The following is a 26,054-nucleotide window of genomic DNA, read 5'->3' as shown; positions in this document are numbered from 1 at the left end:
GGCATGCCGAAGCCCTCCACGGGGAACCGTTGGGGGGCTTCCGCTCGTCGATCACCCGGGGCGTGACGTGCGGCCGCAGTAGGCTCACGGACGCCAGAGGTCCGGATGGACGTGGCGCGGGGGAGGACAGGCATGCGTGCACTGCGAATACTGCTGATCGTCGTGGTGGTTCTGGCCGGTGTGTTCATCGCCGTGGACCGTGCGGCGGTGTATTTCGCCGAGTCGGAAGCGGCGGACCGGGTGGTGGTCTCCGGGGCGCGGACCGGGTCGACGGAGGTCTCCATCAAGGGCTTTCCGTTCCTGACGCAGGTCGCCGGATCCGAGCTCGACGAGGTCGACGTGAAGGTCACCGGAATCGAGGCGACCGCAGGCGGCCACGCACTGCGGATCAGCAGGATGGACGCGGAACTGCGCCAGGTGCGCCTGACCGACGGCTTCTCCGGCGCCACGGCCACCCGTGCCAGCGGTACGGCCGTCATCTCGTACGAGGACCTGACCAAGGCCGCCTCCGACGGCGTCGCCGTCGAGTACGGCGGCAACGGCAAGGTGAAGGTGACCGGCGCGGTCAACATCCTCGGCCGGACGATGTCGCGCAGCGTGCTGTCCACCGTCACCCTGGTCGACGGCCACACCGTCCGCGTGCACGCGGACAAGGTGCCGGGTGAGGGAATCCCCGGCCTCGAAGGGCTCGTACGCGAGAAGACCGACTTCGAGCGCGAGGTCGGCAAGCTGCCGAACGGTCTGAAGCTGGAGAAGATCCAGCCGACCGCCGCAGGACTGGAGATCTCCGTGACGGGCACGGACGTACGCCTCGCCGGATAGCCCCCCGCGGCGGGTAGGCAGCGTGGTGCGGCGCCATGGCCGCCCGCCCGCCCGTCCGTATGAGCTCGGGCCACCCACATATTGAGACGGCGGAGTCCGTTCCGCAGATGCTCGACCGGCCCCGCGCCCCCGGCGGCGGCCCCGCAGCGCTCGCACCTCCTCTCGCATCTCACACTCCGGACGATCGTGTCTCAATATGCGACACAACGGTGACATGTCTGCCCGTACGTCCCTACGATCGGTCCCATGCAGTGCTCTATTAGCGGTCTCCGACAGCGGGGACAGGCGGATCTCACGAAGCGGCGGGCAGTGGACCTGTGCCGCGTCGCCGCCATGCTCTGTCGCACTGTCTGAGCGGGATACGTCGATTTCCCGCATTCCCGGCCCTCCGACCGTTTCGTCGGGGCCATCCCGATGCCCCTTGTGCACGCGCCGAACCCGCGCCCGGCACATCCGCATCACGCGCCATCTCGCACCATCTCGCCGCAGACTGCCCCGGAGGAGAACAGAATGAGCCGCAGTGACGTCCTGGTAGACGCTGACTGGGTCGAGGCCCACATCGACGACCCGAAGGTCGCCATCGTCGAGGTCGACGAGGACACCTCCGCGTACGAGAAGAACCACATCAAGAACGCGATCCGGATCGACTGGACCAAGGACCTCCAGGACCCGGTCCGCCGTGACTTCATCGACCAGGCCGGTTTCGAGGAGCTGCTGTCCGGCAAGGGCATCGGCAACGACACCACGGTCGTCCTCTACGGCGGCAACAACAACTGGTTCGCGTCCTACGCGTTCTGGTACTTCAAGCTCTACGGCCACCAGGACGTCCGCCTGCTCGACGGCGGCCGCAAGAAGTGGGAGCTCGACTCCCGCGACCTGGTCGACGGCGACCAGATCCCGTCCCGCCCGGCCGCCCAGTACAAGGCCCAGCCGCAGGACGAGTCGATCCGCGCCTACCGCGACGACGTCGTGAAGGCCATCGGCAGCCAGAACCTGGTCGACGTGCGGTCGCCCGACGAGTTCAGCGGCAAGCTGCTCGCCCCGGCCCACCTCCCGCAGGAGCAGTCGCAGCGCCCCGGCCACGTGCCGAGCGCCCGCAACATCCCGTGGTCGAAGAACGCCAACGACGACGGCACCTTCAAGTCGGACGAGCAGCTCAAGGCCCTCTACGAGGACGAGCAGGTCGACCTGTCGAAGGACACCATCGCCTACTGCCGCATCGGTGAGCGCTCCGCGCTCACCTGGTTCGTGCTGCACCAGCTGCTCGGCCAGGAGAACGTCAAGAACTACGACGGCTCGTGGACCGAGTACGGCTCCCTCGTGGGCGTGCCGATCGAGCTCGGCGCCAACAAGTAATCCGTACCACCTGGACCAGTACGACCTCCGACCAGAAGGACAGAACACCATGTGTGGAGCAAAGGCCGGCGGCCCCGACGCTTCGACGATCAAGCCCGGTGAGACCACCATCCAGGGCAGCGTGACCCGCGACGGCGAGCCCGTCACCGGCTACGTCCGCCTGCTGGACTCGACCGGCGAGTTCACCGCCGAGGTCCCGACCTCGGCGACCGGACAGTTCCGCTTCTACGCGGCCGAGGGCACCTGGACGCTGCGCGCCCTGGTCCCGGGCGGCAGCGCCGACCGCACGGTCGTGGCGCAGACGGGCGGCCTCTCCGAGGTGGCCATCGCCGTCTGACGGCAGCTGTCACGGCTCTGCCGATGACCGGCCGAAGGGCCGTACCCCAGGGGGTTGGACGCTTCCTGTGAACGGGGTACGGCCCTTCGTGCCGTCCGGGCGGAAACCCGGCAGGGTCCAGGACCGGCCGGGCGGGCGGATCGGGCCTACGCTGGATTCATGTACCGCCGTCGCCGGCGCGCCTACTTCCTGATGATGGGCGGATGCCTCGTCCTCTTCGTCTCGGCCTGGGCCTTTGTGAGGCTCTGGTCGATGCCCGCCGCCATCGCGATGTGCGTGGTCGCGATGGTCATCCCGCCCGTCGCGGCGATGGTCGCCAACCGGAAGGGCCCCGAGGACCGCTGGTGGGACGAGCCCGCCCCGGGCTCCAGGCCCGGGACCCCGCCCAAGCCACCCGGACCGCCCGGCAAGGCCGGCCCCACAGGAACCACGGGCCCCACGGGCCCGACAGGCCCCACCGGCGATCCGGAGTCCGACGCGTGGTGGGACGAGCTCGACGGCAGGAAGAAGCGCCGTCAGTGAGGGACCTGCTTGATCTGCTCGGTCCGGGTCAGTAGACGAGGGCCTGGACGCCGTCGGCCATGATCTCGCTGACGAAGACCTGCGCACCCGCGATCCGTACGCCCTCCAGGACGTCCTGCTCGGTGATGTCGCGGCGGGCCGCGCACTGGGTGCAGAGAGTGATCTGTCCGCCCGCCTGAATCGACTCGATCAGATCCGGCAGCGGCGCCGCATGCGGCAGTTCGAACTCGGCGGCGCGTCCCGGCAGCGCGAACCAGGCGGACTCCCCGGTCAGCCAGAGCGAGACCTCCACGCCGCTGGCGACGGCGACCGCCGCCACGGTGAACGCCTGCGAACAGCGCTCGGCGGAGTCGGCACCTGCGGTCACCTTGATCACGAGCTTCTTCGGCATATGCCGAACTGTAATCCTCTGCCGCACAACCTCGTTGGGGGCCGGCGGGTCAGTGGTGTGTGCAGGTAACGGAATCTGCGCCTCAGGTCTCGTGGGGGGACCCATTTTGAACCCGAAAGACACTGTTCCTGACGGGCCGGCCGAGCCGCCCGTACAGGTCGAGGTGGCGGATCAGGCGGATCCGGACGTATGCGCTCCGGAAGTGCCGCCCGCGCCCGTGACGCCGTTTCCCGAGGCGCCCGCGCCCGTACCGCCGTTTCCCGGAGCCTCTGTCGAGGAGCCGCCCGGTCCGCAGGCCGTCCCGGTGAAGCGGCGCCCGCGCGGTCGTACGACGCTGATCGTCGCCGCCGCCGCGCTGCTCGGGATCGCCGGTGGCACCGCTGTCGGTTACGGCGTCCAGGCCGAGCGCGCCCCGACGCCGCTGACCGCGCTCTCGCAGCCGGATCTCGCGTACCCGGCGAAGGCGCTGCCCGCCGGTCAGGCGCCGGACCCGCTGCCGGCGTCACAGGACCGCCGGGTCCACACGGACGGCGATCTGCGCAAGCTGGTCGCTCCCCGGCCGGCCGGATGGCAGGACGACAAGAGCCTGGACATGTTCGACAAGGACGGGTGGCTGGGGGTGGAGGACTACGCACTCGAATTCGAGAACGAGGACTACATGTTCAGCGACCTTCTGGACGCGGACGTCCGCCGGGTCGCGGCCAAGGCATGGAAGAAGGGTGACTACCGCACGGCGGCGGTCTATCTGGTGCAGTTCCACTCGGGCGCCGCGGCGGCCGCACACGCGGAGGACCAGCGCTCGTACATGCCCGACTCCAAAAACGGCGCGGGCAACGAAGGCTCTGCGCTCAAGGGCAGCGGCACGGGCCGCTACTACGTCTTCCCGGCCGAACGCGAAGCCGGCTACCTGCCGCTGTACCACGCCAGGGCGATCTTCCACCGGGGCGACGTCATGGTCGACATCCACATCTTCGACAGCGCGTCGATCAGCAAGAAGGACATCCGGACGATGGCCGAGCGACAGCTGGAGCGCCTGTGAGCGACGACGTGACCCTGCCGGCTCCCTCCGCACCCGAGCCCGAGTCGCTGCACCCCGCCGAGCCCGCACCCGAGCCCGCGCCCGTCCGGAAGGGCAGGGCCCGCCGGGTGATCCTCGCGACGGTCCCCGTCGTGCTGGTGCTCGCCGCAGTCGCCGGCGCAGCCGCGTACACGAAGGTGACCGTCGACGGCGCTGACCGTACGGTCAGCACGGCTCTCTGGCAGAAGCCCGCGCACGGACCGGGCAAGGACCCGGCCGGTGACATCGGCCGGGGGCGGGTCTCCACCGGGATGAGCAAGCTGCTGCTGCCCGTTCCCGCCGGTTTCCGGCTCGGCCCGGACTCCGGGACGTACGGGAACGACGCCGAGCTCAGCGGACGCGCGGCCACCGCACGGATGAAGGACTCCGGCCGCGGTCTGTCGGGCAAGCAGCGCCGGGAGTACGAGAAGCGGATCGACAAGCTGCATGTGCAGGGGGTCGGCATCCGTACGTACGCCTCGGACGCCAACGACCTGGTCGTCGAAACCCAGTTGGTGCGGATGAAGGACAAGAAGGCCGTCCGGGACTCCTACAGATTCCAGACAGGCCTCTTCGACAGTGTCGGCATCTTCCGCGACGGGCCGGCGGTCAGCGGCCACAAGAAGAACGCCACCTGCTTCCTGAACCCGAAGAACAGCAAGCAGAAGGTCGACGGCATGTTCTGTGTGGCGTACGAGGGCGAGGCGATGTTCACCTTCACGGCGTCCGGGACGAAGCCCTTCGACAAGTCGGCCGTGGTGGAACTGGTGAAGGACCAGCTCAACCACATCACGTCCCCGGGGGAGTACGTATGACCGAGCAGACGCCCGCGCCGGCCGCCATCGAGCCCGCGCCGGCCGCCTTCCCCTCGCCGCAGCAGCTTCCGCCCATGCCGCTGCTGCCGCCCCCGCCGCCCGCCGCCCCCCGGCCGCCGCGCCGGGTGCTGCGGGCCGTGGCGCGGTGGACCGTCGCCCTGCTGGTGCTCGGCGGGGTCGGTGCCGGTACGGCGTACGAGATCACCTCGATGGAGCGCACCGATGTGCCGGGGCTCGCGACCGAGAGCGACGGCCGCTGGGAGTACCCCCGGCTGAGCCTGCCCGCGCTGCCGGTGGGCGTGCCCCGCCCCTTCAACGACGGCAACACGGCCGAGGTCCACCACGCCGACCTGCGCAAGCTGCTGCTCCCGGCCCCGGCCGGAGCCACGGCGGACAAGAAGCTGACGGGTGGCTGGGTGAGCACGCGGCAGTTCGTCTCCGAGTACGAGAAGTCCTCCCGCGCCGGTATCACCGACACCCTGCGCGACGGGACGCTGCGCCACATCGCGGCGCGCGGGTGGACCATGCCGGACGGCACGTCGAGCCGGGTCTATCTGCTCCAGTTCAGCTCGACGGCCGACGCCGACGCGTACCGCGACGAGCGCTTCATCGGATCCTCGGCCGGGGACCCGCCGGCCGGTGCGGCCGAGATGGCTCTCGACGAGTCGTGGGCGGGCGGGGGAAAGGTGGTGAACACGTCGTCGTACGTGTTCAGCGAGCAGAAGCCCTTCGGCGCCGCCCAGGCGCGGCAGGGCTATCTGGTCTCGGGTGACACGGTCGCCGTGGTCGTCCAGTCCCGCAAGGGGGGCGGGGGAACGCCGCGCATCCCCTTCCACCAGACGCTGATCCTGCAGAACCAGCTGCTGGGCTGAGCCGCCCCGCGGCACGCCCCGAACCGGCGGGCCGGGACCCCACCCATTAGGCTGGGGCCCGGCCCTGTACTGCCGCCATACCGCTCGTTCAAGGAGCTCCCGTGCTTGAGGCATTCTTCTCCGCCCTGCTGGTCCTGGTCTGTGTCGGCGTTCTCGCCTTCGCCGGCTTGACCGTGAAGAAGCTGTACCAGGGTCAGCGCTAATCCCGTTCCCGTTCCCGGCGTCCCCGCCTCCCGCCTCACAGATCGTCTGAGCCGCTCATGATCGAGATCCCGTCCGACCTTCACCCGGACCTCGTCCCGCTGGCCTTCCTCCTGGGCAACTGGGCGGGCGCGGGCGTGTCCGACTTCCCCGGTGCCGAGAAGTGCAACTTCGGCCAGGAGGTCTCCTTCAGCCATGACGGCCGGGACTTCCTGGAGTACACCTCGCACTCCTGGGTGCTCGACGCCGAGGGCGAGAAGGTCAGGCCGCTGGAGTCCGAGTCCGGGTACTGGCGCATCGACAAGGACCGCAAGGTCGAGGTCGTCATGGTCCGCGACCAGGGCGTCATCGAGATCTGGTACGGCGAGCTCGGCCACCAGAAGCCGCAGATCGACCTGGTCACCGACGCGGTGGCCCGGACCGCGGCCTCCGGCCCGTACAACGGCGGCAAGCGGCTCTACGGCTATGTGAAGAGCGACCTCATGTGGGTGGGCGAGAAGTCCACGCCGGAGGTCGAGCTGCGGCCGTACATGTCGGCGCACCTGAAGAAGGTCGTCACCCCGGAGGACGTCGCGGCGATGGCGAAGAGCCTCGGTGACCTCCCGGACGACGGAATCGCCTTCTTCAAGTAGCCACAAGGCCTGTTGCGACGCGGGTTCCGGCGGACAGCCGTGGCCACGCCTTCACCCGGACCTACACTGGAGCCTGTGGTGAGCACCGACTGGAAGACCGATCTTCGGCAGCGTGGGTACCGGCTGACGCCGCAGCGGCAGCTTGTCCTCGAAGCCGTGGACACGCTGGAACACGCGACGCCCGACGAGATCCTGTCCGAGGTGCGCCGGACCGCGTCCGGCGTGAACATCTCCACCGTGTACCGGACCCTGGAGCTCCTGGAGGAGCTGGATCTGGTCAGCCACGCCCATCTGGGCCACGGGGCTCCGACGTACCACCTGGCGGACCGCCACCACCACATCCATCTGGTCTGCCGGGACTGTACGAACGTCATCGAGGCCGATGTCGACGTCGTCGCCGAGTTCACCGAGAAGCTGCGCGGCACGTTCGGCTTCGAGACGGACATGAAGCACTTCGCGATCTTCGGCCGCTGCGCGGACTGCGCGGCGAAGGCGGCCGGAGCGGCCGATGCGCTTCAGGAGCCGGCGCCCGGTCCGTAGCCCCGGGCCGGGTCGTACGCTGGTCGCATGAAGAGCCCCCTGCTGTCCCTGCCCGGCGCCGTCCCCGCCGAGGGCCGCGACGAAGGCGTCGCCGCGCACTACGGCGACCTGTTCCGAGAGCAGCGCGCCCTCGCCGACGGCTCCGGTCTCGTCGACCTCTCGCACCGCGGGGTCGTGGCCGTCACCGGGAGCGACCGGCTGGCGTGGCTGCACCTCCTGATCACCCAGCACGTCAGCGAACTCGCCCCGAACCAGGCCACCGAGGCCCTCGTCCTCACGGCGAACGGGCACATCGAGCACGCGCTCTATCTCGTCGACGACGGCGAGACCGTGTGGATGCACGTCGAGCCGGGCACCCAGGGCGAGCTGATCGCCTATCTGGAGTCGATGAAATTCTTCTACCGGGTCGAGGTCGCCGACCGTACCGAGGACTTCGCGGTCGTGTACCTGCCGGCCGGTTCGATCGCCGAGGTGCCGGAGGGCGCCGCCGTACGCGAGACGTCGTACGGCCGCGATCTGTTCCTGCCCCGCGAGAGCCTGGAGGCGTACGCGGCGGCGCACGGCCCGGCCGCAGGGGTGCTGGCCTACGAGGCGCTGCGCGTCGAGGGCCACCGCCCGCGGCTCGGCTTCGAGACCGACCACCGCACCATCCCGCACGAGCTGGGCTGGATCGGCACCGCCGTCCACCTCCAGAAGGGCTGCTACCGGGGCCAGGAGACCGTGGCCCGGGTGCAGAACCTCGGCAAGCCGCCCCGACGGCTGGTCTTCCTGCACCTGGACGGCAGCGAGGTGCTGCTGCCCGGGCACGGCACCCCGGTGCGGCTCGCCGCGGACGGGGCGGAGGGCCGTCAGCTCGGCTTCATCACCAGTTCCGCCCGCCACCACGAGCTGGGGCCGATCGCCCTGGCCCTGGTGAAGCGGAACGTGGCGGTCGACGCGGAGCTGCTGGCCGGGGACACGGCGGCGGCCCAGGAGACGGTCGTCGAACCGTAGGGGGCGTTTCCCGTACCCGCCGGCTCAGACCTCGACGATGACGGTGAACGGGCCGTGGTTGGTGAGCGAGACCCGCATGTCCGCCCCGAACCGGCCCGTCTCCACCTGTGCGCCCAGTGCCCGCAGCTGCGCCACGACCTCGTCGACCAGCGGCTCTGCGATCTCGCCGGGCGCCGCGGCGTTCCAGGTGGGCCGGCGGCCCTTCCGGGCGTCCCCGTAGAGAGTGAACTGCGAAATCACCAGAAGCGGTGCATTCACATCGGAGCAGGACTTCTCGCCCTCCAGGATGCGGACCGACCAGAGCTTGCGGGCGAGCTGGGCCGCCTTCTCCGCGGTGTCGCCGTGGGTGACTCCCACCAGCACACACAGCCCCTCGCCCACGATTTCGCCGACGACCGCCGGACCGCCGCCCTCGCCCCCGGCGTCGGCCACCGTGACGCTCGCACCGTCCACCCTCTGTACCACTGCACGCATACAGACCAACCTATCTTGGGCTGAACGGGTACAGAGCAACTCCACAGGGCCCCTCGGAGTGGCACCATGCACAGAGGCGGTGTGCCGACGCACCGGTCGAGGGGATGGACACAAGCATGAGCATGCATGGAACCGGGCAGTCCCCGGGCGCAGTGCCGGTCGCGCGCCCCGGTGTCGACAGCAAGCCCGGTACGAGTACGAGCACGATGCGCCCACCCGTGCAGCGGACCGGACACGGCTCCGAGGACGGGACCGCGGGAGCGGCCCCGGCCGATCTGGGCGCTCTGCGGTTGCCCGAGCTGCGCGGGCTGCGGCGGGACTCCCAGCGTGACGAGGCCGATCTCAGCTATGTGCGGCGGCTCGTCCAGGGGCGGATCGACATCCTGCGGGCCGAGCTGGCGCGGCGGCGCGACCCCGAGTCGCCGGTGGTGGACCGGCTCTCGGAGATCCTCACGGACACCCCGTCGCTGCACCGCTCCTCCGCACGGCACGTCACGCTCAGCACGCCGCGCACCGACGAGTACCGGCAGCTGGCGGCGGAGACGCTCGCCGAGGTCGAACTCTCCGACCTCGACGCCCGGACGGACGAAGAGCTGCACACCGCCATGGGACGCCTGGTCCGCTACGAGCAGCAGGTCTCCCGGCGCCGGTACCGGCTCCAGCGCACCGCGGACGATTGCAGTGCGGAGATCGCCCGCAGGTACCGTGACGGGGAAGCACAAGTAGACGACCTGCTCGCCTGAAGCGACCCTTCCGGGGCGGGTCCCGCCCGTCCCCGGAAGGCCACCATGACCTCCAGCGCAGCCCCGTCGTCCCCGTCCGGCATATCCGGCCGGGCCCCCCTTCTGCCCGTACTGGCCGAGGTCGTCCGGTCCGGTTTCGTCGAGGGCCACCACCGGGGCTCCCTGGTCGTCCTGGCCGCCGACGGCAGCGTGGAGCTGTCGCTGGGTGATCCGACGGCGCCGGTCTTCCCGCGCTCCTCCAACAAGCCGATGCAGGCCGCTGCGGTGCTGCGGGCCGGTCTGGAGCTGTCCGGGGAGCGGCTGGCGCTGGCCGCCGCCAGCCATTCGGGCGAGGGCTTCCACCTCGATCTCGTACGCAAGATGCTCACCGAGCACGGGCTGTCGCCCGACGATCTGCAGACCCCGCCCGATCTGCCGCTGGACCCGGTGGAGGCGGAGACGTATCTCGCCGCCGGGCAGGTCCGGGAGCGGATCACGATGAACTGTTCCGGCAAGCACGCGGCGATGCTCGCGGTGTGCCTGCACAACGGCTGGGACACGGCCACCTACCTCGACCCGGCGCACCCGCTCCAGCAGCTGGTCCACCAGGTCGTCGAGGAGGCGGCGGGCGAACCGGTCGCAGCGGTCGGCACGGACGGCTGCGGGGCGCCGCTGATGGCGCTCTCGCTGGTGGGTCTCGCGCGGGCGTTCCGTACGTTCGTCACGGCGGAGCAGGGCACGGCCGAGCGCCGGGTGGCGGACGCGATGCGCGCCCATCCCGAGTACGTGGCCGGTACCCGGCGGCCCGACACCTGGCTGATGAAGGAGGTGCCGGGCACGCTGTCCAAGATGGGCGCCGAGGCGGTCCAGGCGGTGGCCCTGGCGGACGGCCGGGCGCTGGCCTTCAAGATCGACGACGGCTCGACCCGGGCACTGGGCCCGGTGCTGGCCCGCGCGCTGGGCCTGCTCGGCGTCGACGCCCCGGTGGTGTCGCGGATCGGCCGGGCGCCGCTGCTGGGCGGCAGCGCGGAGGTCGGGGAGATCCGGGCGGCGTTCTGAGGTCCGTGCTCTGAGGGCCGTGTTCCGAGGTCCGTGTTCCGAGGGCCGTCGAAAAGGAGGCGACATCGCTTGCCGCCGTGTCTAGCGTGGGGCGGATGAGCACCCTCGACATCCGCCCCATCACCGAATCCGAGCTCCATGACTGGCTGCGCGCCCTGAACACCGGCTTCCTGCGCGCGCCGACACCGTCGGACGAGGAGGTGGCCGGGCGGTTGCCGTACCTGGACCTGACGCGCACGCAGGGGGTGTTCGACGAGGGGCGGTGCGTGGCGACGTTCCGCTCGTTCGCGCAGGAGCTGACGGTGGTCGGCGGCGCGACGGTGCCGACGGACGCGGTCACCAACGTCACGGTGTCACCCACCCATCGGCGCCGCGGGCTGCTCTCGCGGATGATGGCCACGGACCTGGCGGCGGCGAAGGAGCGCGGCGATGTGGCCGCCACGCTGATCGCCGCCGAGTACCCGATCTACGGCCGGTACGGCTTCGGCCCGGCGACCTGGACCACGGAGTGGGAGGTCGACGTCCCCCGCACGGGCCTCGACCCGCACCGCCGGGTCCCCTCCGCGGAGGACGGCGGCCGGATCGACCTGGTGGACGGCGCGGAGGTGCGCAAGCTGGGTCAGGTCCTGCACGACCGGCTGCGGGCCCGGCAGCACGGGGTGGTGAGCCGCGGCGAACGCTGGTGGGACCTCGTCACCGGTGAGGTGCTCTTCCCGCACGACACCTGGACCGAGCCGTTCTACGCCGTCTACCGCGGGCCCGACGGCAGCGTCGACGGCCTGCTCGTCTACCGCGCCGACGACCACTGGGGCGATGCCAAGCAGCCGCTGAACCGGGCGACGGTGCGCAGCCTGATCGCGGTGACGCCGGCGGCGGAGCGGGCGCTGTGGCACTTCCTCTGCTCGATCGACTGGATCGCCACGATCCGCACCGGCCACCGCGCCCCGGACGACCTGCTCCCGCTCCACCTCCCGGACCCGCGCGCGGCCCGCGTGGTGACGCACGCGGACTTCATGTGGGTGCGCGTCCTGGACATCGTCCGCGCACTGGAGGCCCGCACCTACGCGGTGCCCGGCTCCCTCGTCCTGGACATCCACGACACGACGGGCCTCACCGCAGGCCGCTTCCACCTGGACGCCACACCGGACGGCGCGACGTGCACCCCGACGACGCGGTCGGCCGACCTGGCCATGGACGTACGCGAGTTGGGCACGCTGTACCTCGGCGACGAGTCGACCCTGCGGCTGGCGGCCCTGGGCCGCGTCGAGGAGCTGACCCCGGGGGCGGCGGCGCGTGCGGACGGGGTGCTGCGGGCGGGGCGGCGGGCTTGGTGCCCGGATGTGTTCTGAGGGGCCGGCGGGGGCGACGGTTCTCAGTGCTGACCGCTGGAGTTGAGGAGCAGCGCGAGTGACACGGAGCCGATGACCACGCAGGTCGTGTTGCCCAGCTTGCAGCCGGTCACCAGGAGGGACGCGCTCACTCCTCCCAGGAGACCTAACTTCCATTGGGCGAGCTGTTCGATGACGAGGGGGATCAAGGGCATGGCGGCCCCTTCCGGGAAGGCGGCGAGCGGGGAGGCTCAGGGAATCAGCCGATGCGTGCGCGACCCCCGTGCGCCGATGGGCGGGTCAACGGGAAGTGCGGGGTGTTTGGTTGGGACTTACTCACACAAGATTGCGATGAACTAACCAAGTTGTTCCCAGTTGGCGCCATCTCATAAACAACTCTTCAACAACTCCCGCTTGATGGCGTGAAGTTGTAGCGTTCTGTTGTGACTCCTGAGCGCACAGCGATGAACGGAAGCCCCAAGCCCTCACCGGAAGACGTGGCGGAGGCGCTGCGGGCGCGCATCCGCACCGGAGAGCTGAAGCCCGGCGACCCCCTGCCCACCCAGGCCGTGCTGGCCGACGAGTTCGGCGTGGACCGTGGCGTCGTCCGGCTGGCGCTGCAGCGTCTCCAGGGGGACGGCCTGCTGGCTGCGATCACCCGGGGGGCGCCGCCCAGAGTCGCGAGCTCGCCGGACACTCAGATGCCCCAGCAGACGGCAGCCGTGCTTGGGCGCAGGGTGCTGCGTGCGTTCGAGAGCGACGACGTGCGCATCGACGCGCTCTGTCTGACGGCGGAGTCCTTCGTCCCAGCTCTGGCCGAGTCCCTGACGCGCATCAGAGCGGGGGAACTGTTGCCGCGTTCGGTGAAGGTGCGGGTGCTGCTGCCCGCCCGCGACATCGTGCTGGCCTTTCCCAGGCGCGCCGAACCGCTGGAGGGGGACGAGTCGGTGCATCAGCGCTGGCTGAGGCTGCGCAACCTCCAGGGCCGGGTGCTGCGGCAGAATCTCGAATCGCTGCGTAGTACCAGCGAGCTGGGCATCGAAGTGATCATGAGGGCGCTGCCGTTCACGCCCCCCGTGAAGCTGTATGTGCTGAACGCCTCGGAGGCTCTGTTCGCGTACTACACGGTGGAGGAGCGCGAGGAGCTGATCGAGGGCGTCTCCACCCAGCTCTTCGATGTCCTGGGCAGCCGATCGACGCTCTTCCGCTTCGAAAGCTCCGCCGGTGTGCGGGATCAGCTGTTCGTGGCGCAGTCCGCCGAATGGTTCGAGAGCCTGTGGAACACCATTGCGACGCCGGTGGATCTGGACGCCTAGCAGGCGTGCGGATCTGGACGCCTGCTAGTCGTCGGTCGGGACGAGGAGCAGGGCCAGGACGAGGGCACCTGCGCAGGCGCAGTTGTGATTGCCTGCCTTGAGCCCGAAGGTCAGGAGGGTGAAGCCCACTGCCCCCATGAACCCGTACTTCCACTGCACTACCTGCTCCAGGCCCAGCGTGATGAATGGCATGACGATCACTCCTCCGGTAGTGAAGGGGCGTTGACGCGCGCACTCCGTTGTGCCGCTCGGACGCTTCCAATGGCTGCTGGCTACCAATCAATGCCTATAATTTGACTGGTTGGCTTGTGGTCATGTTTCCCTACGAGTGAGTAGTCGTAAACTTGTCTGGTTCATTGGTTGGGTTGGATGGCTTGCTGGTTGGTCGGCCGGTTGGATGTCCGGCTGGCTGACCTGGCTGCTGGTGGCGGAGGAAAAGTTATATGGTTGGCAGGTGACAACTCGTGAGTCCGAAGCAGCTGAAGGTAAGCATCAGTACCAACACATCGCTGACAGCCTGCGGAAAGAGATCAACGGCGAGGTCTGGAAGGCCGGTGGCCGTCTGCCCACGCGGGAACAGCTGCGAGATCGGTTCAGCGTCTCCGGCGATACGGTCAACGAAGCGCTGAAGCTGCTCCGCGAGGAAGGGCTCATTGTCACCAAGCGCGGCAGCGGGACTTTCGTCCGGGAGGCGACGGCGGACAGGACCGGGTCCCGCCCCGGCGTCGAGACGGTGAGTGCCGACGACGACGGCGAGGTGTGGGCCGTCGTGTCCGAGCGTGTCCCGCCGGTGCTGCTCAAGCCCTATCTGGAAGAGGCGTTCGAGGCCACCGAGGTGAGACTCGACGTCTTCTCGATGACGACGGAGTCGCTGGCGGCTCGGGTGTCCGACCAGAAGGACCGCATCCTGACCGGCCGGATCAAGCCGCCGCGCAGTATCAACGCCCGGCTGATGCTGCCCGACTGCGATTCCCCGAACCTGGCGATTCCCCGCCCCATGGACGGCTCGGACGACCCCCGCGTGCGCCTGCGGCTCAAGGAGATCCTGCACAGTCACGCGATGATGCTCAGGGGGGCCCTGTACGAGCTGCGGGACCGGGGCCTGGTGCCCGAAGTCGAGGTCGAGGTGCGCCTGGTGCCGTTCTCACCCCAGATGAAGGTCTACATCCTGAACCGTCGGCTGGCGCTGCAGGGGTACTACGAGACGAGGGAGGGTACTGTCTCGCTTCCCCCGGACTGGGACAGGGTCGCGATCTACGACGCCTACGGCACCGGAGCCACTCTCTTCCCCTTCCGGGCCTCCGCCGATGCCCCCGAGGGCCAGCCCGACGTGGTCAGCACGCTTCAGCGGTTCTTCGATTCGAACTGGGACATCGCCCAGAGGGCGGGCTTCTGATCGTGTCGTTCATGACTACACCCGAGGCCGCCGCGGAGGGTGCGCGGGTGGCAGGAGACCTTTCCGTGCGAGCCGTGCGGGACATGCTCGCCCGGACACGGTGCGTGGTGCTCGACTTCGACGGCCCCGTCGCCCGACTGTTCGCCGGAGGCCCGAGCCAGGAGAGTGTGGCGGGCCGTATCGCGGAGGACCTGCTGGACATTGCGAAGTGCCACGGCCTCGACCTGGCGGCCGTGTGGGGGTGCCGGGATCCTCACGAGATCTTCAGCGCGTACGTACGAGCCGCAGCCGACCGAGGGAACTGCGAGGCGTGGCTCGCCGTGGTTGGTGAGATGCAGAGCGCGCTGACCGCTTGGGAGCTCAAGTCTGCGGAACACGCGGAGCCGACGCCGGGAGCCGTTGACTTCATTCGCGCCTGGAGCGAGTTGGGCCTGCGCCGGGGGGCGGGTGCGTCCGTGGCCGGCCACTGTCTGGCTGTGGCATCCAACAACCACTACGAGGCGATCCGGCGCTATCTCGAACGTGAGTCGCTGTGGCGGTACTTCACCGGTCCGGTGCTCGGTCGGTGCGAGGCCGAGGCGGCGCGCATGAAGCCGAACCCCTGGATTCTCCACGAGGTCATGAGGGCGTCGGGCGCCGAGGCATCCGCGCATCTGATGATCGGCGACTCGGTCTCGGACCGGGTGACGGCGCGGCGTGCCGGGATGCCGTTCCTCGGCTATCACCGCAAGCCCGAGAAGCGGCAGATGCTCAGTGCCCCAGGGGCGGACGAGGCTCCGTCGCCCGTCATCGCGACCATGCAGGTGCTGGCCGACGCGGCGGCGGTGCTCTGAGCCACAAGTGCGCAGGCCCCGATGGTAGTTGTACCTTCACTGTATGGGGCGCCAACGGGGAAGTGAGCCGGGCCGCGGAGCCTTCCGTCGGCCGATGAGGGACCCGGGGTGCGTCTCGGCCGTCCCGGACCGGGGCCGTGGGTGATGGCATTCCCGGTTTCCGGCGCTGCCGGGATCTCGGCCGGTGCGGTGCCGGGTGCACGGGAACGCGCAGCCGCTCTCGTCCCGGACGAGCGTCTGCTGGTGGGTCCCCTCAAGGGATATCACCACGAGACATATGCCTTTCCGCTTCCGGCGACCGGCGGATCCGGTGTCCAGAGCTGGTGGAAGTGCCGGGATCCGCGGGCAGGGCTGTTCTGGTTCGATCTGCGCTGGTTCTCTTCGGAGAAGGAGCTCGTGCGCGCTCTTGCGGGGCGCATCACCCGTATCCCCGCTGTCGTCGACCGCGAGTCGGTCTCTCTCTACACCTTCATCGAGGGGCGGACACTGGGTGAACTGTCCCCTCCCGGGCGCCCCCTGTCGTGGCATCACGAGCACCAGATCGGTGTGCTTTTCCGTGAGCTGGCATCGGTGGGCATCGACGAGATCGAGGAAGGATGCGGACCGGGCCGGCCGGACGGACGAAGGGACGACTCCGCCGCCTTTCTCGCCCGGTTGATCGACTTCACCGAGCGTCACGTCTATCGGCGCCATCTCCCGGGCTACGGGGCCCTCTTCTCAGGCCTCGGCATACGTGGGGACAGCCTGGAGCGTCTGCGGAAACAGGCACGCCAACTCACTCCCAGGCCCTACGTACTGGTCCATGGCGACCTGCACAGGGAGAACTTCATCGTCGACCGGCGTGGCGACCTGTGGACCATCGACTGGGAGCTTGCCATGATCGGTGACCCGCTCTACGACTTGGCCACCCATCTCCATCTGATGCGCTATCCCAGCGACGAGCGTGAACGGATCACCGGGATCTGGCTGTCCGAGGTCGAGCGTGCCAGGCCCGGTAGTTCCGAGGGGTGGGAACACGATCTGCCGGTACTGCTCGGATACAAACGGGCGCAGTCCGTCTACACCGATGTGATCCGTACGGCTCTGTCGCTGAGCGAGGGGCCAGGGTCCGATCGGCAGCTGTCCCCGGCGTCCCGGCGGATCCAGGAGACGGTTGCGGCAGCCCAGGCCCCGCTGGGCCTGGGGCGGGTGCCGACCGTCCGAGAGGTGGTTGCCGCCTACCGGCGGTGGCTCTGCTGCCGGCCGCCAGGCGCCACCGCGTCCGCCCCCTGAGCAGCGGCCCTGTGGTGGGGGCCAGGTTGCGGGCCGTGCTCGCGGCGACACGTCCGGCGCAACGCATGGAGCTTCCCCTTGTGTGTGTCATACGCGTTGCTGCGTGAGGAGTACGCATAACTAGGATGGCCGCCAAGGGAAGGCGGGGTTCACGTGACGCAGCAAGGGAACGGTTCGCCGGGCGGTACGGGCCTGCCGGCCAGTATCGAGGCTGCCTGGGGGCTGCGGGCGCGTCCGGTGAAGGGGCCGAAGCCGGGGCTGAGTCTGGAGCGGATCGTGGACGCCGCGGTCGCGGTGGCGGCGTCCGAGGGGATCGGGGCGGTGTCGATGGGCCGGGTCGCCAAGGACCTCGGCGCCTCCACGATGTCGCTGTACCGGTACGTCGCCGCCAAGGACGAGCTCTACGTACTCATGCAGGAGGCGGCCATGGGTCCGCCGCCCCCGCTCCCCGTCCAGGAGGAGAGCGCCGGCTGGCGGGAGGCGCTCTCGCAGTGGGCCCGGGCGCAGCGCCGGGTCTTCCACCGCAATCTGTGGATGCTCCGCATCCCTGTCGCCGGACCGCCCGCCAGTCCGAACTCCGTCGCCTGGTGGGAGCAGGGTCTCCAGGCGCTCGCAGGCACCGGGTTGGACGCGGGTGAGGAGATGTCCGTCATCCTTCTGGTCAGTGGTTTCGTGCGGAACGAGGCGCTGCTGATGGGCGATCTCCGCGCCGCGGTCGAGTCCCGCGGCGTGCCGGTGGAGGAGGTCGTGGAGGGGTACGTCCGTACGGTGAACCGACTGGTGGACCCCGTGCGTCATCCCGCGCTCGCCCGGTTGATGGCGGCCGGGGGGATGCGGGTGCCGGACGAGTTCGATCACGAGTTCAGGTTCGGTCTCGAACGGGTGCTGGACGGGGTCGACGTGCTGATCCGCTCCCGCGCACAGGAGGGCGGAGCGGAGCCTTCCGGTACGGGGCCGGGCGGCGGCTGACGTCAAGTTCGGTTGAGGTCAAGGGCGTACGCTTCATGGTCATGAGCGGAGAGAAGCCCGGCCCCCGTACGGCAGCCGACGCGACGGACGCGACGGCGGGTGGGGACGCGGCAGCGCCGACCCCCCGTACGCCCATGAGTCTGCGGGAGCGGAAGAAGCAGCTGACGTATCAGGCCGTCTCCGACGCCGCGATCTCGTTGTTCCTGGAGCGCGGCTTCGACAAGGTCTCGGTCGCGGAGATCGCCGCCGCCGCCGACATCTCCAAGCCGACGCTGTTCCGGTACTTCCCCGCCAAGGAGGACCTGGCCCTCCACCGGTTCGCCGACCACGAGGACGAGTCCGCACGGGTGGTCGCCGGCCGCGCGGAGGGGGAGTCCCCGCTGGACGCGCTGCGGCGTCACTTCCTGGACGGGCTGGAGGCGCGCGACCCGGTCACGGGGCTGTGCGACGTACCGCAGGTGCTGGCGTTCCACCGGCTGCTGTACGGGACGCCGTCCCTGGTGGCCCGGCTCTACGCCTACCAGGGCCGCTCGGAGGCCGCTCTCGCCCGGGCCCTGGGCGAGAGGGTGGCGGACCGGCTGGCCGCGGGGCAGATCGTCGCGGTCCTGCGCATCCTGGCCATGGAGAACTGGCAGCGGATCAGCGAGGGCCGGACCGCGGACCAGGTGTACGCGGACGCCGTCGAGGCCGCCGAGCAGGGCTTCGTACAGCTGCGGTCGGGGCTGGAGGACTGACTCCCGGCCCTATCGGCCGTCCTCGGCGTGCTGCACCGCCTCGGCGATCTCCCGGACCCGGTCGAGCGTGATGCCGGTGCGCTGCTCCACGGCCAGCGGGTGATCGGTCGGCTCCAGTTCGATGAGCGGGCGCCGGCCGATCGGGCGGGTGTGCGCATTGGTCTTGAGGTTGGTCGTACGGGGGGAGTAGAGCCCCAACTCGGTGGTGAGCCAGCCGAAGTACGGCTTCTCGGACTCCCGGCCCGGGGTCTCCCACACATCGAGGGCACGGCCGAAGTTCTCCCGGCTCAGGGACACCCAGACGCCCCAGGAGAACGGCTCCCGGCTGCCGGCCACGGGTATCTCGATCAGGCCCTTGATGAAGTAGTGCTCGTGTCTGACGATGCACTGGTCCGTCGAGAGCATGCTGTCGGGGTCGCTCTCCAGGCTCGCGTCCCAGACGTCGGGCGCCATGGTCGAGTACCCCATCGGGAGTTCCGTGTGGTGTTCGCCGCAGCGGGAGCAGGTGTAGCCGGGGTCGGTAGCCATGGGCGGGATCCTAGAGCCTCCGCTTGTCGCGCACATGGGCCCGGTGCGACCCCGCCGCCTGGGGTCAGTCCGCGGCGGGGATGTCCAGCGCCGTTCCGTACAGGCGGGAGACCCGGATCCGGATCACCACGCGCCGGTCCGCGACCACCTGGGCCAGGAAGGCCGCCTCCTCGGCCGGGTCCTCGAAACCGGGCGTCAGGGACAGGAGTTCGCGGCTGACCGCGTCACCGGGCACGGCGGCCGGAGCGGACACCTCGGCCTCGCCCTCGGCCACCGCGAACGAGAACACGTCCGGGCCGTTGACGTGCAGTGCCGCATGCGGATCGGTACGCAGCTGACGCGGCTTGAGGCGGTCGGCGGTGCTGGACACGCGCACCACGCGCTCCTTCGCGTCCCAGGAGTAGAGCACCGTCGTCAGGTGGGGGTGCCCGGTGCGCCGCACGCTCGCGAGGACGCCGAACTGCTGCTCGCCGAGGAGTTGGGAGAGTTCCGCTTCGGTGAGTGTGCGCGGGGCGGGGCCGTTGCCGGGACCGGTGTCGGTGTCGGTGGTGATGGTGGGAGCGGTGTCGGTGGTGATGGTGGGAGCGGTGTCGGTGGTGGGGTGCGTGGTCATGGTGGTGTCCTTCGGTTGCTGGATGGGGTGCGGTCAGGCGGACGGGGCGGCTGCGGTCGCGCGGTCCGGCCGCCTGAGTACCGCGAGTGCGACGAGGAAGGCGGTGGCGAGCAGGCCGGTGCCGACGGCGAACGCCAGGTGGTAGCCGCCGGTCAGCGCCTCGGCGCGGCTGCTGCCGTCGGCGAGCAGGGTGTCCGTACGGGAGGCCGCCAGCGTGGACAGGACGGCGACGCCCATGGCCATGCCGAGCTGCTGGGTGGTGTTGAACAACCCGGAGGCGAGCCCGGCGTCCGCCTCACCTGCCCCCGACATGCCGAGCGTGGTCAACGCGGGGAGGGCGAGGCCGAATCCGGCGGCGAGGAACATCACCGGGAGCAGATCGGCGGCGTAGTGCGCGTGGACGGGGAGCCGGGTGAGGAGCCCGAGCACCCCGATCAGCAGGGCCAGCCCCAGAAGCAGGACGTTGCGGTCGCCGAACCGTGCGCTGAGGCGGGCCGACACCCCGAGCGACACCGCACCGATGACCGCGGCCGCCGGCAGCATGGCGAGCCCGGTGGCGGTGGCCCCGTAGCCGAGGACCCGTTGCAGATACAGCGCGACCAGGATCTGGAACGAGAACAGCGCGGCCACCATGAGGATCTGGACCAGGTTGGCGCCCGCGACGCTCCGGGACGCGAGGATCCGCAGGGGAAGGAGCGGGGCCGGGGCCGTGGCCTGGCGGGCGACGAACAGGGCGAGCAGGGCCAGTGCGAGGGCGCCGAGGCCGATCGTGTGCAACGACAGCCATCCGTACGACTCGACCTCGACGACGGAGTAGATGCCCAGCATCACCCCGGCGGTGACCAGGAACGCGCCGACGGCGTCGGCGCCGGCCGCGAGACCGGGCCCGCGGTCGGCGGGCAGCACACGCAGCGCGACGAGGAGGACCGCGAGACCGATCGGCAGGTTGATGAAGAAGATCCAGTGCCAGCCGAAGGCGTCGGTCAGGATCCCGCCCAGCACCTGGCCGATCGAGGCCCCTGCGGCGCCGGTGAAGCTGAACACGGCGATGGCGCGGGCCCGTTCGCGGCGCTCGGTGAAGAGGGTGACGAGGATGCCGAGGCCGACCGCGGAGGCCATGGCGCTGCCGGCGCCCTGGAGGAAGCGCGCGGTGATGAGGAGGGCGGGGGAGCCGGCCGCCCCGGCCAGTACGGAGGCGGCGGTGAAGACCGCGGTGCCGGCCAGGAACATCCGCCTGCGGCCGATGAGGTCGCCGAGCCGGCCCGAGAGCAGCAGCAGGCCGCCGAAGGCGATCAGGTAGGCGTTGACGACCCAGCTGAGGCCGCCGGGTGTGAACCCGAGGTCGTTCTGGATGGCGGGCATCGCCACCGTCACGATCGAGCCGTCGAGCACGGTCATCAGCAGACCGGTGGCGATCACGCCGAGGGCGAGGCGGCGTGAGCGGGTGGTGGGGGGTGCGGGTGCGGGGGCGGGAGCTTTGGGTGCGGTGGGTGCGGTGGCAGACATCGGGCTCTCCTGTCGGTGGGTTCGACAAGAGAGAACGTAGCAGATGGTTTTGTTGTGGACTATTTCTTTCGGTTCTATTTTCTGCGGATCCCGCGGTCCGGTGGCGGGTGTGCCGTGGAGTGGTGGTGGGGTGCCGCGGGGCGGTGGTGGGTGCCGTGGTGCCTACTTCTGGCTCTGCCGGGCCCTGCGTACCGGACGCGGGTTCTCGGCCGGGGTGGCCAGGTGCTCGCCGGCCAGCTGGTTCAGGGCGTGCAGGAGGGTCTCCCGGTCCGTGCGGGGGAGGCTGCTCAGCGCCTCCTTGTGCACCCGGTCGACGATCTCCTGGCTCTGCGCGGCGAGTGCGGCGCCCTTCTCGGTGACCGCGATGATCCGCGCCCGCCGGTCCCGGCTGGAGGGGCGGCGCTCGGCGAGGCCCGCGCTCTCCAGGGCGTCCACCGTCACCACCATCGTGGTCTTGTCCATGTCGCCGATCTCGGCGAGCTGGATCTGGGTGCGCTCCTCCTCCAGGGCGTGGACCAGCACGCAGTGCATGCGGGCGGTGAGCCCGATCTCGGCGAGCGCTGCCGACATCTGGGTCCGCAGGACGTGGCTGGTGTGGTCCAGGAGGTACGAGAGGTCCGGTGTGGTGCGGGTGGGTGCCATGGCGGTCATGTCCGCCAGCGTAACAATTCGGTCTGTGGCGGATCGTCCGTAAGTAGACTTGTCTGTCCTCGCGGGCTCCGCCACGGGCGGCGGCCGGTGCGAAATCCAGTGGCGGGCCGTCCTGCGGCCCGCCTAGCTTGGACGCCCGTGACCCATGATCCGGAAGTGTTCGTCCATGACGTCCACGACGTCCACGACGTCCGCAGCGTCTGCGAGTGCGCCCGTGTCCGTGGCGGCAACGGCAGTAACGGGTGCGGCGGGCCGACGGCGGGCGGGCGGCGATGACCGGCCGGGCGACGACGCGGCCGGCGCCCGCCGAGGAGCGGCTGTTCTCGCGGAGGTACGCCGCCGCCACGTTCAGCTTCGCCGCGGTCATGTTCCTGACGGGGTTCGCCGCGCTCGCCGTCGTGCCCATGCTGCCGGTGGCCGCCCGCGACCTGGACGGGGTACCGCTCTACCCGCTGGTGGCGGGCTGTTTCGTCGCCGCGAGCCTGTTCGGCGGGGTGCTGGGCGGTGACTGGGCGGACCGCGCCGGGGCGGGACGCCCGCTGGCGGCGGGTGTGGTGCTCGCCGTGGTCACCCTGGTCGTGTCGGCCACCAGCACCTCCATCTGGCAGCTGGCGGTCGGCCGCTTCCTGGACGGGGTGGCGGCCGGGATGATCGCGGTGGCCATCAACACGGCCATCGCGCACGCCTATCCGGACCGGCTGCGGGCGAAGGCCCTGGCGCTGATGAGCACCTGCTGGATCATCCCGTCGCTGACCGGACCGCCGCTGGCGGGTCTCGTGGCCGCCTGGTGGTCCTGGCGCGTCGTGTTCTTCGGCCTGGCCGCCCTGACCGTGATCCCGTCGCTGGTCGTGGTCGTCATGCTGCGCAGCCCCTCCTGGCAGGCTCCCTCGAAGCCGGCCTCCGACGCGGTGGAGAACCGGACACCGCGGCCCGCGCTGATGGTCGCGGCGGCGGTGAGCGTGGGTGCGGCGCTGGGGCAGTACGCCGTCTCGGGCTGGGACCTGCGCCATCTGCTGTGCGGGGCGGCGGGGCTCGCCCTGCTGGTGGTGTGCGTACCGAGGCTGCTGCCGCCCGGCACCTGGCGGGCCGCGCGCGGACTGCCCGCCGCCGTGCTGCTGCGCGGGCTGACGTCGGGGGCGTACTTCACCCTGGAGGCCTTCGTGCCCCTGCTGCTGACCACTGCCCGGCGCGTGCCGCCCGTGCAGACCGGACTGGCCTTCACGGGAGCCGCGATCGCCTGGGCGGGTTCCTCCTGGCTGCAGGGCCGCCTCCAGGGGCGTGTCTCCCGCCACGGGCTGGTCACGGCCGGTGCCCTGGTGATGGGGGCGGCGGTGGCGGTCGCCGCGGTGGGGACGCTGCCCGCGCTGCCCGCCCTGACCGCCGCCGGGGCCATGGTCCTCGCGGCCGTCGGCATGGGCATGGCCGCCCCGTCGCTCACCCTGCTCTCGCTCACGCACAGCCCGCCGGGCAGGCAGGGGTACGCGAGCAGTGCGATGCAGACCAGTCAGAACCTGGGCCAGATGGCGGTGATGGGTGTGGCCTCCGCCGTGTTCAACCTCTTCCTGGGCTTCGGCTCCGCCGAACTGCCGGGGTACGCCGCCGCCTTCGGCCTGCTGCTCGTGCCCAGCGTCCTGGCGGCGAGCCTCGCCGTCCGCGCCCGCAGCACCTGAGCCTCAGGGCGTCCCGCCCCTCAGCCGGTCGCGCTGGATCCGGTGGGCGAGGGTGCGTCGTACGGATGCCGGGCCGGCCGGGGCGGCGGACGTCCCGGACCGTACGTCGAGACCGCGGCTGATCTCGTCGTACGCCCTCCGGTGGCCGTCGGGCAGTTCCGCGGCATGCAGCCGCAGGTCCTCCTCGACGAGCCGGCGCAGTTCGTCGACGTTCTCGGGAGTGAAGCGTTTCTTCCCCCGGGCGAGCGCGCCGACGCAGCGGGTGCAGCGGGCGGTGTCGGCGTACGTCTCCGAGAGGTCCTCGGCCAGGCCCCACAGGCGCCCTTCGAGCCACGGCGCGTCGTGCTGGTCGAGGGAGAGGTCCATCGGCGGAGCGGGATCGGCTTCCCGGTACTTCGTGACCTGCTTGGACACGGCCGGCTGACTCATCTCGGTGAGCCGGGCGATGCGGTCCTGGGTCCAGCCGAAGCCGATGAACACCTTGATCATCTCGGCGCGGAGCTTCCGCATCTCCTCGCCGGCCCGGATGACGTCGTTCATACCGGCGAGCATCCGCCCGGCCTGCTCCTCGGTGAGCGCCGCGGGGGGCTGTGTCCCCGCGGGCTGCTGGGTCTTCTCGGTGTTCTCGGTGCTCTTTCCGGCTGCCACATCTCAGTTATACCGCGACCGAGCCGCCACTCATAACCAGGTTGTACAACCTGGTTATGAGTGGCAAGGTCGGTCGTATGGCCACCTTCAGCGCATCCGACGGAACCCGTCTCGCCTATCGCACGTACGGAGAGGGCGAACCCGTCGTCTGCATCCCCGGAGGCCCCGCGGACTCCCGCTACCTGGGCGACCTCGGCGGCCTGTCCGTCCACCGCCGGCTGATCGTTTCGGACCTGCGCGGCACCGGCCGGTCGGCGGTTCCCGAGGACGTCTCCACCTACCGCTGCGACCGCCTCGTCGACGACGTGGAGGCGCTCCGCCGCCACCTCGGCCTTGCCCGTACGGACCTGCTCGGTCATTCGGCGGGCGCGAACATCGCGGTGCAGTACGCGGCCCGCCACCCGTCGCGCGTCGGCCGGCTCGCCCTGATCGCCCCGGGCGCCCGGGCCGTCGGCATCGACATCACGGGAGAGGAGCGCCGCGCGCTCGCACGGCTGCGGAGCGGCGAGCCGTGGTTCCCGGGGGCGTTCGCCGCGCTGGAGGCGATCACCCGGGGGACGGGCAGGGACTGGGCGGCTGTCGACCCGTTCTTCTACGGCCGGTGGGATGCGGCGGCACGCGAGCACCATGCGGCGAGCCGGCCGGACAACCCGGAGGCCGTCGCCCTCTTCGGAGCCGAGGGCGCCTTCGACCCGGCGGCCACCCGTGCGGCGCTGGCCGGCTTCGGGGCGCCCGTCCTGCTGCTGGCAGGGGAGTTCGACCTGAACAGCCCGCCCCGCTCGACGGCCGCCTTCGCCGGGCTGTTCCCCGACGCGGCGCTCGTCGTGCAGGAGGGGGCGGGGCACTGTCCGTGGGTCGACGACGCGGGCCGGTTCGTGGAGGCCGTGGCGGCCTTTCTCGGGTGAATGGCGGGGCGGGCCCCGGCGAGCCGTTTCAGGCCAGCAGCCGGGACAACCGCGCGGCCTGCCGTTCGGCGGTCCCCGGAGGGTTGCGCGGATGGTCGGGGTCGTCGAAGGCGAGCAGGAACAGCCACACGAGCGCCAACAGCCGACGGGTTTCGAGCAGGAGGGACCGCTCGCCGGCGTCCAGGTCGAACCGGCCGAGGAACGCCTCGGCATCCAGGGGCTCGTCGACCCAGGCGGCCACGTGCTCGGTGATCTCCGCCAGTTCGAGCGGACGGTCGCTGCGGCCGGACTCCTCGAAGTCCACGATCCGTACCCGGGAGCCGTCCCAGAGGTAGTTGGCGAGATTGCCGTCCCCGGGGCCGAACACCGGGCGGACATCCGGCGGCCCGAGCCCGGATCTCTCCAGCCCCGTGCCCGCCAGCCATTCCAGCCCGCCGTCCATGGCCCAGCCCACCTCCGGACCCACCCGGGGGCGGGCCCGCGGTGCCCAGGCCCGGATCCGGCCGGTCAGGTACTGCCGGTGCCCCGGCCTGACGGGCACCTCGTCCAGTACGTGAGCGGGCACCGCCCCGTACACCTCGCTCACCGCCGTCGCCAGGGCGTCGAGCTGCCGGTCGCCGAGCCGCCGGCCCCGGAGCGGCCCGCCCGGCAGCCGGGACATCACCACGGTCGGCTCGTCGGCGGCGAGATCCGCCTGCCGGGGTGCGGGGGCGAGTCCGGGCGCATGGGCGTCCAGGAGCGTGAGCGCCCGCCATTCGCGCGCGCTCTGCTCGCGGGAGCCGGGACGGAACCTCTTGGTCACCGTCTCGGGGCCGAGGTCGAGGGCGTGTGTGCTCCAGGAGGCGGCAGTCATGGGAGGCGATCCTGCCAGGCGGGCAGCCAAGGTCCCCCT

32 protein-coding genes are annotated in these 26,054 nt (G+C 70.6%); 22 read left to right on the top strand and 10 right to left on the bottom strand.

Annotated features, from left to right (window positions below; translation table 11 throughout):
* The first annotated feature begins 132 nt into the window (after positions 1–132).
* The 5 genes from OG912_RS14960 to OG912_RS14945 all read left to right on the top strand — a co-directional run bounded on the left by OG912_RS14960 (position 133) and on the right by OG912_RS14945 (position 3,037).
* On the top strand, positions 133–822 hold the full coding sequence (locus OG912_RS14960; protein WP_327709763.1) for an LmeA family phospholipid-binding protein: 690 nt from the start codon (positions 133–135) through the stop codon (positions 820–822).
* 246 nt (positions 823–1,068) lie between these two features.
* Positions 1,069–1,176 carry a putative leader peptide gene (locus tag OG912_RS40055; protein WP_351392369.1) on the top strand — a complete coding sequence of 36 codons (108 nt, stop codon included), beginning with the start codon at positions 1,069–1,071 and terminating at the stop codon, positions 1,174–1,176.
* Between the two features lie 156 nt (positions 1,177–1,332).
* Positions 1,333–2,178, top strand: a complete 846-nt coding sequence (locus OG912_RS14955) for a sulfurtransferase (RefSeq protein WP_326737660.1) — start codon at positions 1,333–1,335, stop codon at positions 2,176–2,178.
* A gap of 49 nt (positions 2,179–2,227) precedes the next feature.
* Positions 2,228–2,515, top strand: a complete 288-nt coding sequence (locus OG912_RS14950; protein WP_018490348.1) for a DUF1416 domain-containing protein — start codon at positions 2,228–2,230, stop codon at positions 2,513–2,515.
* Between the two features lie 159 nt (positions 2,516–2,674).
* Positions 2,675–3,037 (top strand): DUF3099 domain-containing protein, encoded by a 363-nt coding sequence (locus OG912_RS14945; protein WP_327709762.1) that lies wholly within the window; start codon positions 2,675–2,677, stop codon positions 3,035–3,037.
* 28 nt (positions 3,038–3,065) lie between these two features.
* Here OG912_RS14945 and OG912_RS14940 read toward each other — a convergent pair whose 3' ends face one another.
* Positions 3,066–3,428, bottom strand: a complete 363-nt coding sequence (locus OG912_RS14940) for a DsrE family protein (RefSeq protein ID WP_326659397.1) — start codon at positions 3,426–3,428, stop codon at positions 3,066–3,068.
* Between the two features lie 106 nt (positions 3,429–3,534).
* Between OG912_RS14940 and OG912_RS14935 the strand changes: the two genes are divergently transcribed.
* The 6 genes from OG912_RS14935 to ygfZ all read left to right on the top strand — a co-directional run bounded on the left by OG912_RS14935 (position 3,535) and on the right by ygfZ (position 8,538).
* Positions 3,535–4,467, top strand: a complete 933-nt coding sequence (locus OG912_RS14935; protein WP_327709761.1) for a hypothetical protein — start codon at positions 3,535–3,537, stop codon at positions 4,465–4,467.
* Positions 4,464–5,300 carry a hypothetical protein gene (locus OG912_RS14930; protein ID WP_327709760.1) on the top strand — a complete coding sequence of 279 codons (837 nt, stop codon included), beginning with the start codon at positions 4,464–4,466 and terminating at the stop codon, positions 5,298–5,300. Before OG912_RS14935 ends, OG912_RS14930 begins: the two co-directional genes overlap by 4 nt.
* The gene (locus OG912_RS14925; protein ID WP_327709759.1) at positions 5,297–6,172 is read left to right on the top strand and encodes a hypothetical protein; all 876 of its coding nucleotides are present in this window, start codon (positions 5,297–5,299) and stop codon (positions 6,170–6,172) included. Before OG912_RS14930 ends, OG912_RS14925 begins: the two co-directional genes overlap by 4 nt.
* 260 nt (positions 6,173–6,432) lie before the next feature.
* Positions 6,433–7,005 (top strand): FABP family protein, encoded by a 573-nt coding sequence (locus tag OG912_RS14920; protein ID WP_327709758.1) that lies wholly within the window; start codon positions 6,433–6,435, stop codon positions 7,003–7,005.
* Positions 7,006–7,080: 75 nt separating this feature from the next.
* Positions 7,081–7,545: a Fur family transcriptional regulator gene (locus OG912_RS14915; RefSeq protein ID WP_327709757.1), complete on the top strand. Its 465-nt coding sequence runs from the start codon at positions 7,081–7,083 to the stop codon at positions 7,543–7,545.
* A 27-nt stretch (positions 7,546–7,572) separates the two neighbouring features.
* Positions 7,573–8,538: a CAF17-like 4Fe-4S cluster assembly/insertion protein YgfZ gene (ygfZ, locus tag OG912_RS14910; RefSeq protein ID WP_326737667.1), complete on the top strand. Its 966-nt coding sequence runs from the start codon at positions 7,573–7,575 to the stop codon at positions 8,536–8,538.
* A gap of 24 nt (positions 8,539–8,562) precedes the next feature.
* Here ygfZ and dtd read toward each other — a convergent pair whose 3' ends face one another.
* Positions 8,563–9,012, bottom strand: a complete 450-nt coding sequence (gene dtd / locus OG912_RS14905; RefSeq protein ID WP_327709756.1) for a D-aminoacyl-tRNA deacylase — start codon at positions 9,010–9,012, stop codon at positions 8,563–8,565.
* Between the two features lie 116 nt (positions 9,013–9,128).
* Between dtd and OG912_RS14900 the strand changes: the two genes are divergently transcribed.
* The 3 genes from OG912_RS14900 (at position 9,129) to OG912_RS14890 (ending at position 12,142) form a co-directional block, all read left to right on the top strand.
* Positions 9,129–9,755, top strand: a complete 627-nt coding sequence (locus tag OG912_RS14900) for an RsiG family protein (RefSeq protein WP_326737669.1) — start codon at positions 9,129–9,131, stop codon at positions 9,753–9,755.
* A gap of 45 nt (positions 9,756–9,800) precedes the next feature.
* Positions 9,801–10,793, top strand: a complete 993-nt coding sequence (locus OG912_RS14895) for an asparaginase (protein WP_327709755.1) — start codon at positions 9,801–9,803, stop codon at positions 10,791–10,793.
* Between the two features lie 95 nt (positions 10,794–10,888).
* Positions 10,889–12,142 carry a GNAT family N-acetyltransferase gene (locus tag OG912_RS14890; RefSeq protein ID WP_327709754.1) on the top strand — a complete coding sequence of 418 codons (1,254 nt, stop codon included), beginning with the start codon at positions 10,889–10,891 and terminating at the stop codon, positions 12,140–12,142.
* Positions 12,143–12,165: 23 nt separating this feature from the next.
* On the opposite strand, the gene OG912_RS14885 is transcribed toward OG912_RS14890, so the two are convergent.
* Positions 12,166–12,336 (bottom strand): hypothetical protein, encoded by a 171-nt coding sequence (locus OG912_RS14885; protein WP_327709753.1) that lies wholly within the window; start codon positions 12,334–12,336, stop codon positions 12,166–12,168.
* 228 nt (positions 12,337–12,564) lie between these two features.
* On the opposite strand from OG912_RS14885, the gene OG912_RS14880 reads away from it, so the two are divergent.
* The gene (locus OG912_RS14880) at positions 12,565–13,437 is read left to right on the top strand and encodes a winged helix-turn-helix domain-containing protein (protein ID WP_327709752.1); all 873 of its coding nucleotides are present in this window, start codon (positions 12,565–12,567) and stop codon (positions 13,435–13,437) included.
* A 24-nt stretch (positions 13,438–13,461) separates the two neighbouring features.
* Here OG912_RS14880 and OG912_RS14875 read toward each other — a convergent pair whose 3' ends face one another.
* The gene (locus OG912_RS14875) at positions 13,462–13,629 is read right to left on the bottom strand and encodes a hypothetical protein (protein WP_327709751.1); all 168 of its coding nucleotides are present in this window, start codon (positions 13,627–13,629) and stop codon (positions 13,462–13,464) included.
* A gap of 205 nt (positions 13,630–13,834) precedes the next feature.
* Here OG912_RS14875 and OG912_RS14870 point away from each other — a divergent pair, with 205 nt between their 5' ends.
* The 5 genes from OG912_RS14870 to OG912_RS14850 all read left to right on the top strand — a co-directional run bounded on the left by OG912_RS14870 (position 13,835) and on the right by OG912_RS14850 (position 18,641).
* Positions 13,835–14,833, top strand: coding sequence for a GntR family transcriptional regulator (locus tag OG912_RS14870; RefSeq protein WP_327709750.1), 999 nt, complete (start codon positions 13,835–13,837; stop codon positions 14,831–14,833).
* Positions 14,834–14,844: 11 nt separating this feature from the next.
* Positions 14,845–15,666 carry an HAD family hydrolase gene (locus OG912_RS14865; RefSeq protein WP_327709749.1) on the top strand — a complete coding sequence of 274 codons (822 nt, stop codon included), beginning with the start codon at positions 14,845–14,847 and terminating at the stop codon, positions 15,664–15,666.
* A gap of 144 nt (positions 15,667–15,810) precedes the next feature.
* Positions 15,811–16,938, top strand: a complete 1,128-nt coding sequence (locus tag OG912_RS14860) for a phosphotransferase (RefSeq protein WP_327709748.1) — start codon at positions 15,811–15,813, stop codon at positions 16,936–16,938.
* 153 nt (positions 16,939–17,091) lie between these two features.
* Positions 17,092–17,907: a TetR/AcrR family transcriptional regulator gene (locus OG912_RS14855; RefSeq protein ID WP_327709747.1), complete on the top strand. Its 816-nt coding sequence runs from the start codon at positions 17,092–17,094 to the stop codon at positions 17,905–17,907.
* 35 nt (positions 17,908–17,942) lie between these two features.
* Complete coding sequence (locus OG912_RS14850; protein ID WP_327709746.1) at positions 17,943–18,641, top strand: TetR family transcriptional regulator; 699 nt, start codon at positions 17,943–17,945, stop codon at positions 18,639–18,641.
* 9 nt (positions 18,642–18,650) lie between these two features.
* On the opposite strand, the gene OG912_RS14845 is transcribed toward OG912_RS14850, so the two are convergent.
* From OG912_RS14845 to OG912_RS14830, 4 genes are all read right to left on the bottom strand, one after another.
* Positions 18,651–19,109 (bottom strand): DUF2199 domain-containing protein, encoded by a 459-nt coding sequence (locus OG912_RS14845; RefSeq protein ID WP_327713439.1) that lies wholly within the window; start codon positions 19,107–19,109, stop codon positions 18,651–18,653.
* A gap of 124 nt (positions 19,110–19,233) precedes the next feature.
* Positions 19,234–19,782: a pyridoxamine 5'-phosphate oxidase family protein gene (locus OG912_RS14840; RefSeq protein ID WP_327709745.1), complete on the bottom strand. Its 549-nt coding sequence runs from the start codon at positions 19,780–19,782 to the stop codon at positions 19,234–19,236.
* A 33-nt stretch (positions 19,783–19,815) separates the two neighbouring features.
* Complete coding sequence (locus tag OG912_RS14835) at positions 19,816–21,288, bottom strand: DHA2 family efflux MFS transporter permease subunit (RefSeq protein ID WP_327709744.1); 1,473 nt, start codon at positions 21,286–21,288, stop codon at positions 19,816–19,818.
* A gap of 162 nt (positions 21,289–21,450) precedes the next feature.
* Positions 21,451–21,939: a MarR family winged helix-turn-helix transcriptional regulator gene (locus OG912_RS14830; protein WP_327709743.1), complete on the bottom strand. Its 489-nt coding sequence runs from the start codon at positions 21,937–21,939 to the stop codon at positions 21,451–21,453.
* Between the two features lie 272 nt (positions 21,940–22,211).
* Between OG912_RS14830 and OG912_RS14825 the strand changes: the two genes are divergently transcribed.
* Positions 22,212–23,609, top strand: coding sequence for an MFS transporter (locus tag OG912_RS14825; protein ID WP_327713438.1), 1,398 nt, complete (start codon positions 22,212–22,214; stop codon positions 23,607–23,609).
* A gap of 3 nt (positions 23,610–23,612) precedes the next feature.
* On the opposite strand, the gene OG912_RS14820 is transcribed toward OG912_RS14825, so the two are convergent.
* Entirely contained in the window at positions 23,613–24,257 is a 645-nt protein-coding gene (locus OG912_RS14820) for a sigma-70 family RNA polymerase sigma factor (protein WP_327709742.1), read from the bottom strand.
* Between the two features lie 77 nt (positions 24,258–24,334).
* Here OG912_RS14820 and OG912_RS14815 point away from each other — a divergent pair, with 77 nt between their 5' ends.
* Positions 24,335–25,162 carry an alpha/beta fold hydrolase gene (locus tag OG912_RS14815; RefSeq protein WP_327709741.1) on the top strand — a complete coding sequence of 276 codons (828 nt, stop codon included), beginning with the start codon at positions 24,335–24,337 and terminating at the stop codon, positions 25,160–25,162.
* Between the two features lie 28 nt (positions 25,163–25,190).
* Here the strand turns inward: OG912_RS14815 and OG912_RS14810 are convergent, their stop codons facing one another.
* Positions 25,191–26,015, bottom strand: a complete 825-nt coding sequence (locus tag OG912_RS14810; protein WP_327709740.1) for a phosphotransferase family protein — start codon at positions 26,013–26,015, stop codon at positions 25,191–25,193.
* Positions 26,016–26,054 lie beyond the last annotated feature (39 nt).

Source organism: Streptomyces sp. NBC_00464 (genome assembly GCF_036013915.1).
Lineage (GTDB): Bacteria > Actinomycetota > Actinomycetes > Streptomycetales > Streptomycetaceae > Streptomyces.
This window is presented reverse-complemented; position numbering and strand designations above follow the sequence as displayed.

Excerpts from the sequence above, each read along its gene's own strand:
- OG912_RS14960 (WP_327709763.1), top strand. The coding sequence starts at position 133 with ATGCGTGCACTGCGAATACTGCTGATCGTCGTGGTGGTTCTGGCCGGT.
- OG912_RS40055 (WP_351392369.1), top strand. The coding sequence starts at position 1,069 with ATGCAGTGCTCTATTAGCGGTCTCCGACAGCGGGGACAGGCGGATCTC.
- OG912_RS14955 (WP_326737660.1), top strand. The coding sequence starts at position 1,333 with ATGAGCCGCAGTGACGTCCTGGTAGACGCTGACTGGGTCGAGGCCCAC.
- OG912_RS14950 (WP_018490348.1), top strand. The coding sequence starts at position 2,228 with ATGTGTGGAGCAAAGGCCGGCGGCCCCGACGCTTCGACGATCAAGCCC.
- OG912_RS14945 (WP_327709762.1), top strand. The coding sequence starts at position 2,675 with ATGTACCGCCGTCGCCGGCGCGCCTACTTCCTGATGATGGGCGGATGC.
- OG912_RS14940 (WP_326659397.1), bottom strand. The coding sequence starts at position 3,428 with ATGCCGAAGAAGCTCGTGATCAAGGTGACCGCAGGTGCCGACTCCGCC.
- OG912_RS14925 (WP_327709759.1), top strand. The coding sequence starts at position 5,297 with ATGACCGAGCAGACGCCCGCGCCGGCCGCCATCGAGCCCGCGCCGGCC.
- OG912_RS14920 (WP_327709758.1), top strand. The coding sequence starts at position 6,433 with ATGATCGAGATCCCGTCCGACCTTCACCCGGACCTCGTCCCGCTGGCC.
- ygfZ (WP_326737667.1), top strand. The coding sequence starts at position 7,573 with ATGAAGAGCCCCCTGCTGTCCCTGCCCGGCGCCGTCCCCGCCGAGGGC.
- dtd (WP_327709756.1), bottom strand. The coding sequence starts at position 9,012 with ATGCGTGCAGTGGTACAGAGGGTGGACGGTGCGAGCGTCACGGTGGCC.
- OG912_RS14900 (WP_326737669.1), top strand. The coding sequence starts at position 9,129 with ATGAGCATGCATGGAACCGGGCAGTCCCCGGGCGCAGTGCCGGTCGCG.
- OG912_RS14895 (WP_327709755.1), top strand. The coding sequence starts at position 9,801 with ATGACCTCCAGCGCAGCCCCGTCGTCCCCGTCCGGCATATCCGGCCGG.
- OG912_RS14890 (WP_327709754.1), top strand. The coding sequence starts at position 10,889 with ATGAGCACCCTCGACATCCGCCCCATCACCGAATCCGAGCTCCATGAC.
- OG912_RS14885 (WP_327709753.1), bottom strand. The coding sequence starts at position 12,336 with ATGCCCTTGATCCCCCTCGTCATCGAACAGCTCGCCCAATGGAAGTTA.
- OG912_RS14875 (WP_327709751.1), bottom strand. The coding sequence starts at position 13,629 with ATGCCATTCATCACGCTGGGCCTGGAGCAGGTAGTGCAGTGGAAGTAC.
- OG912_RS14870 (WP_327709750.1), top strand. The coding sequence starts at position 13,835 with ATGTCCGGCTGGCTGACCTGGCTGCTGGTGGCGGAGGAAAAGTTATAT.
- OG912_RS14865 (WP_327709749.1), top strand. The coding sequence starts at position 14,845 with ATGACTACACCCGAGGCCGCCGCGGAGGGTGCGCGGGTGGCAGGAGAC.
- OG912_RS14860 (WP_327709748.1), top strand. The coding sequence starts at position 15,811 with ATGGCATTCCCGGTTTCCGGCGCTGCCGGGATCTCGGCCGGTGCGGTG.
- OG912_RS14850 (WP_327709746.1), top strand. The coding sequence starts at position 17,943 with ATGGTCATGAGCGGAGAGAAGCCCGGCCCCCGTACGGCAGCCGACGCG.
- OG912_RS14845 (WP_327713439.1), bottom strand. The coding sequence starts at position 19,109 with ATGGGGTACTCGACCATGGCGCCCGACGTCTGGGACGCGAGCCTGGAG.
- OG912_RS14840 (WP_327709745.1), bottom strand. The coding sequence starts at position 19,782 with ATGACCACGCACCCCACCACCGACACCGCTCCCACCATCACCACCGAC.
- OG912_RS14835 (WP_327709744.1), bottom strand. The coding sequence starts at position 21,288 with ATGTCTGCCACCGCACCCACCGCACCCAAAGCTCCCGCCCCCGCACCC.
- OG912_RS14830 (WP_327709743.1), bottom strand. The coding sequence starts at position 21,939 with ATGACCGCCATGGCACCCACCCGCACCACACCGGACCTCTCGTACCTC.
- OG912_RS14825 (WP_327713438.1), top strand. The coding sequence starts at position 22,212 with ATGACCGGCCGGGCGACGACGCGGCCGGCGCCCGCCGAGGAGCGGCTG.
- OG912_RS14815 (WP_327709741.1), top strand. The coding sequence starts at position 24,335 with ATGGCCACCTTCAGCGCATCCGACGGAACCCGTCTCGCCTATCGCACG.
- OG912_RS14810 (WP_327709740.1), bottom strand. The coding sequence starts at position 26,015 with ATGACTGCCGCCTCCTGGAGCACACACGCCCTCGACCTCGGCCCCGAG.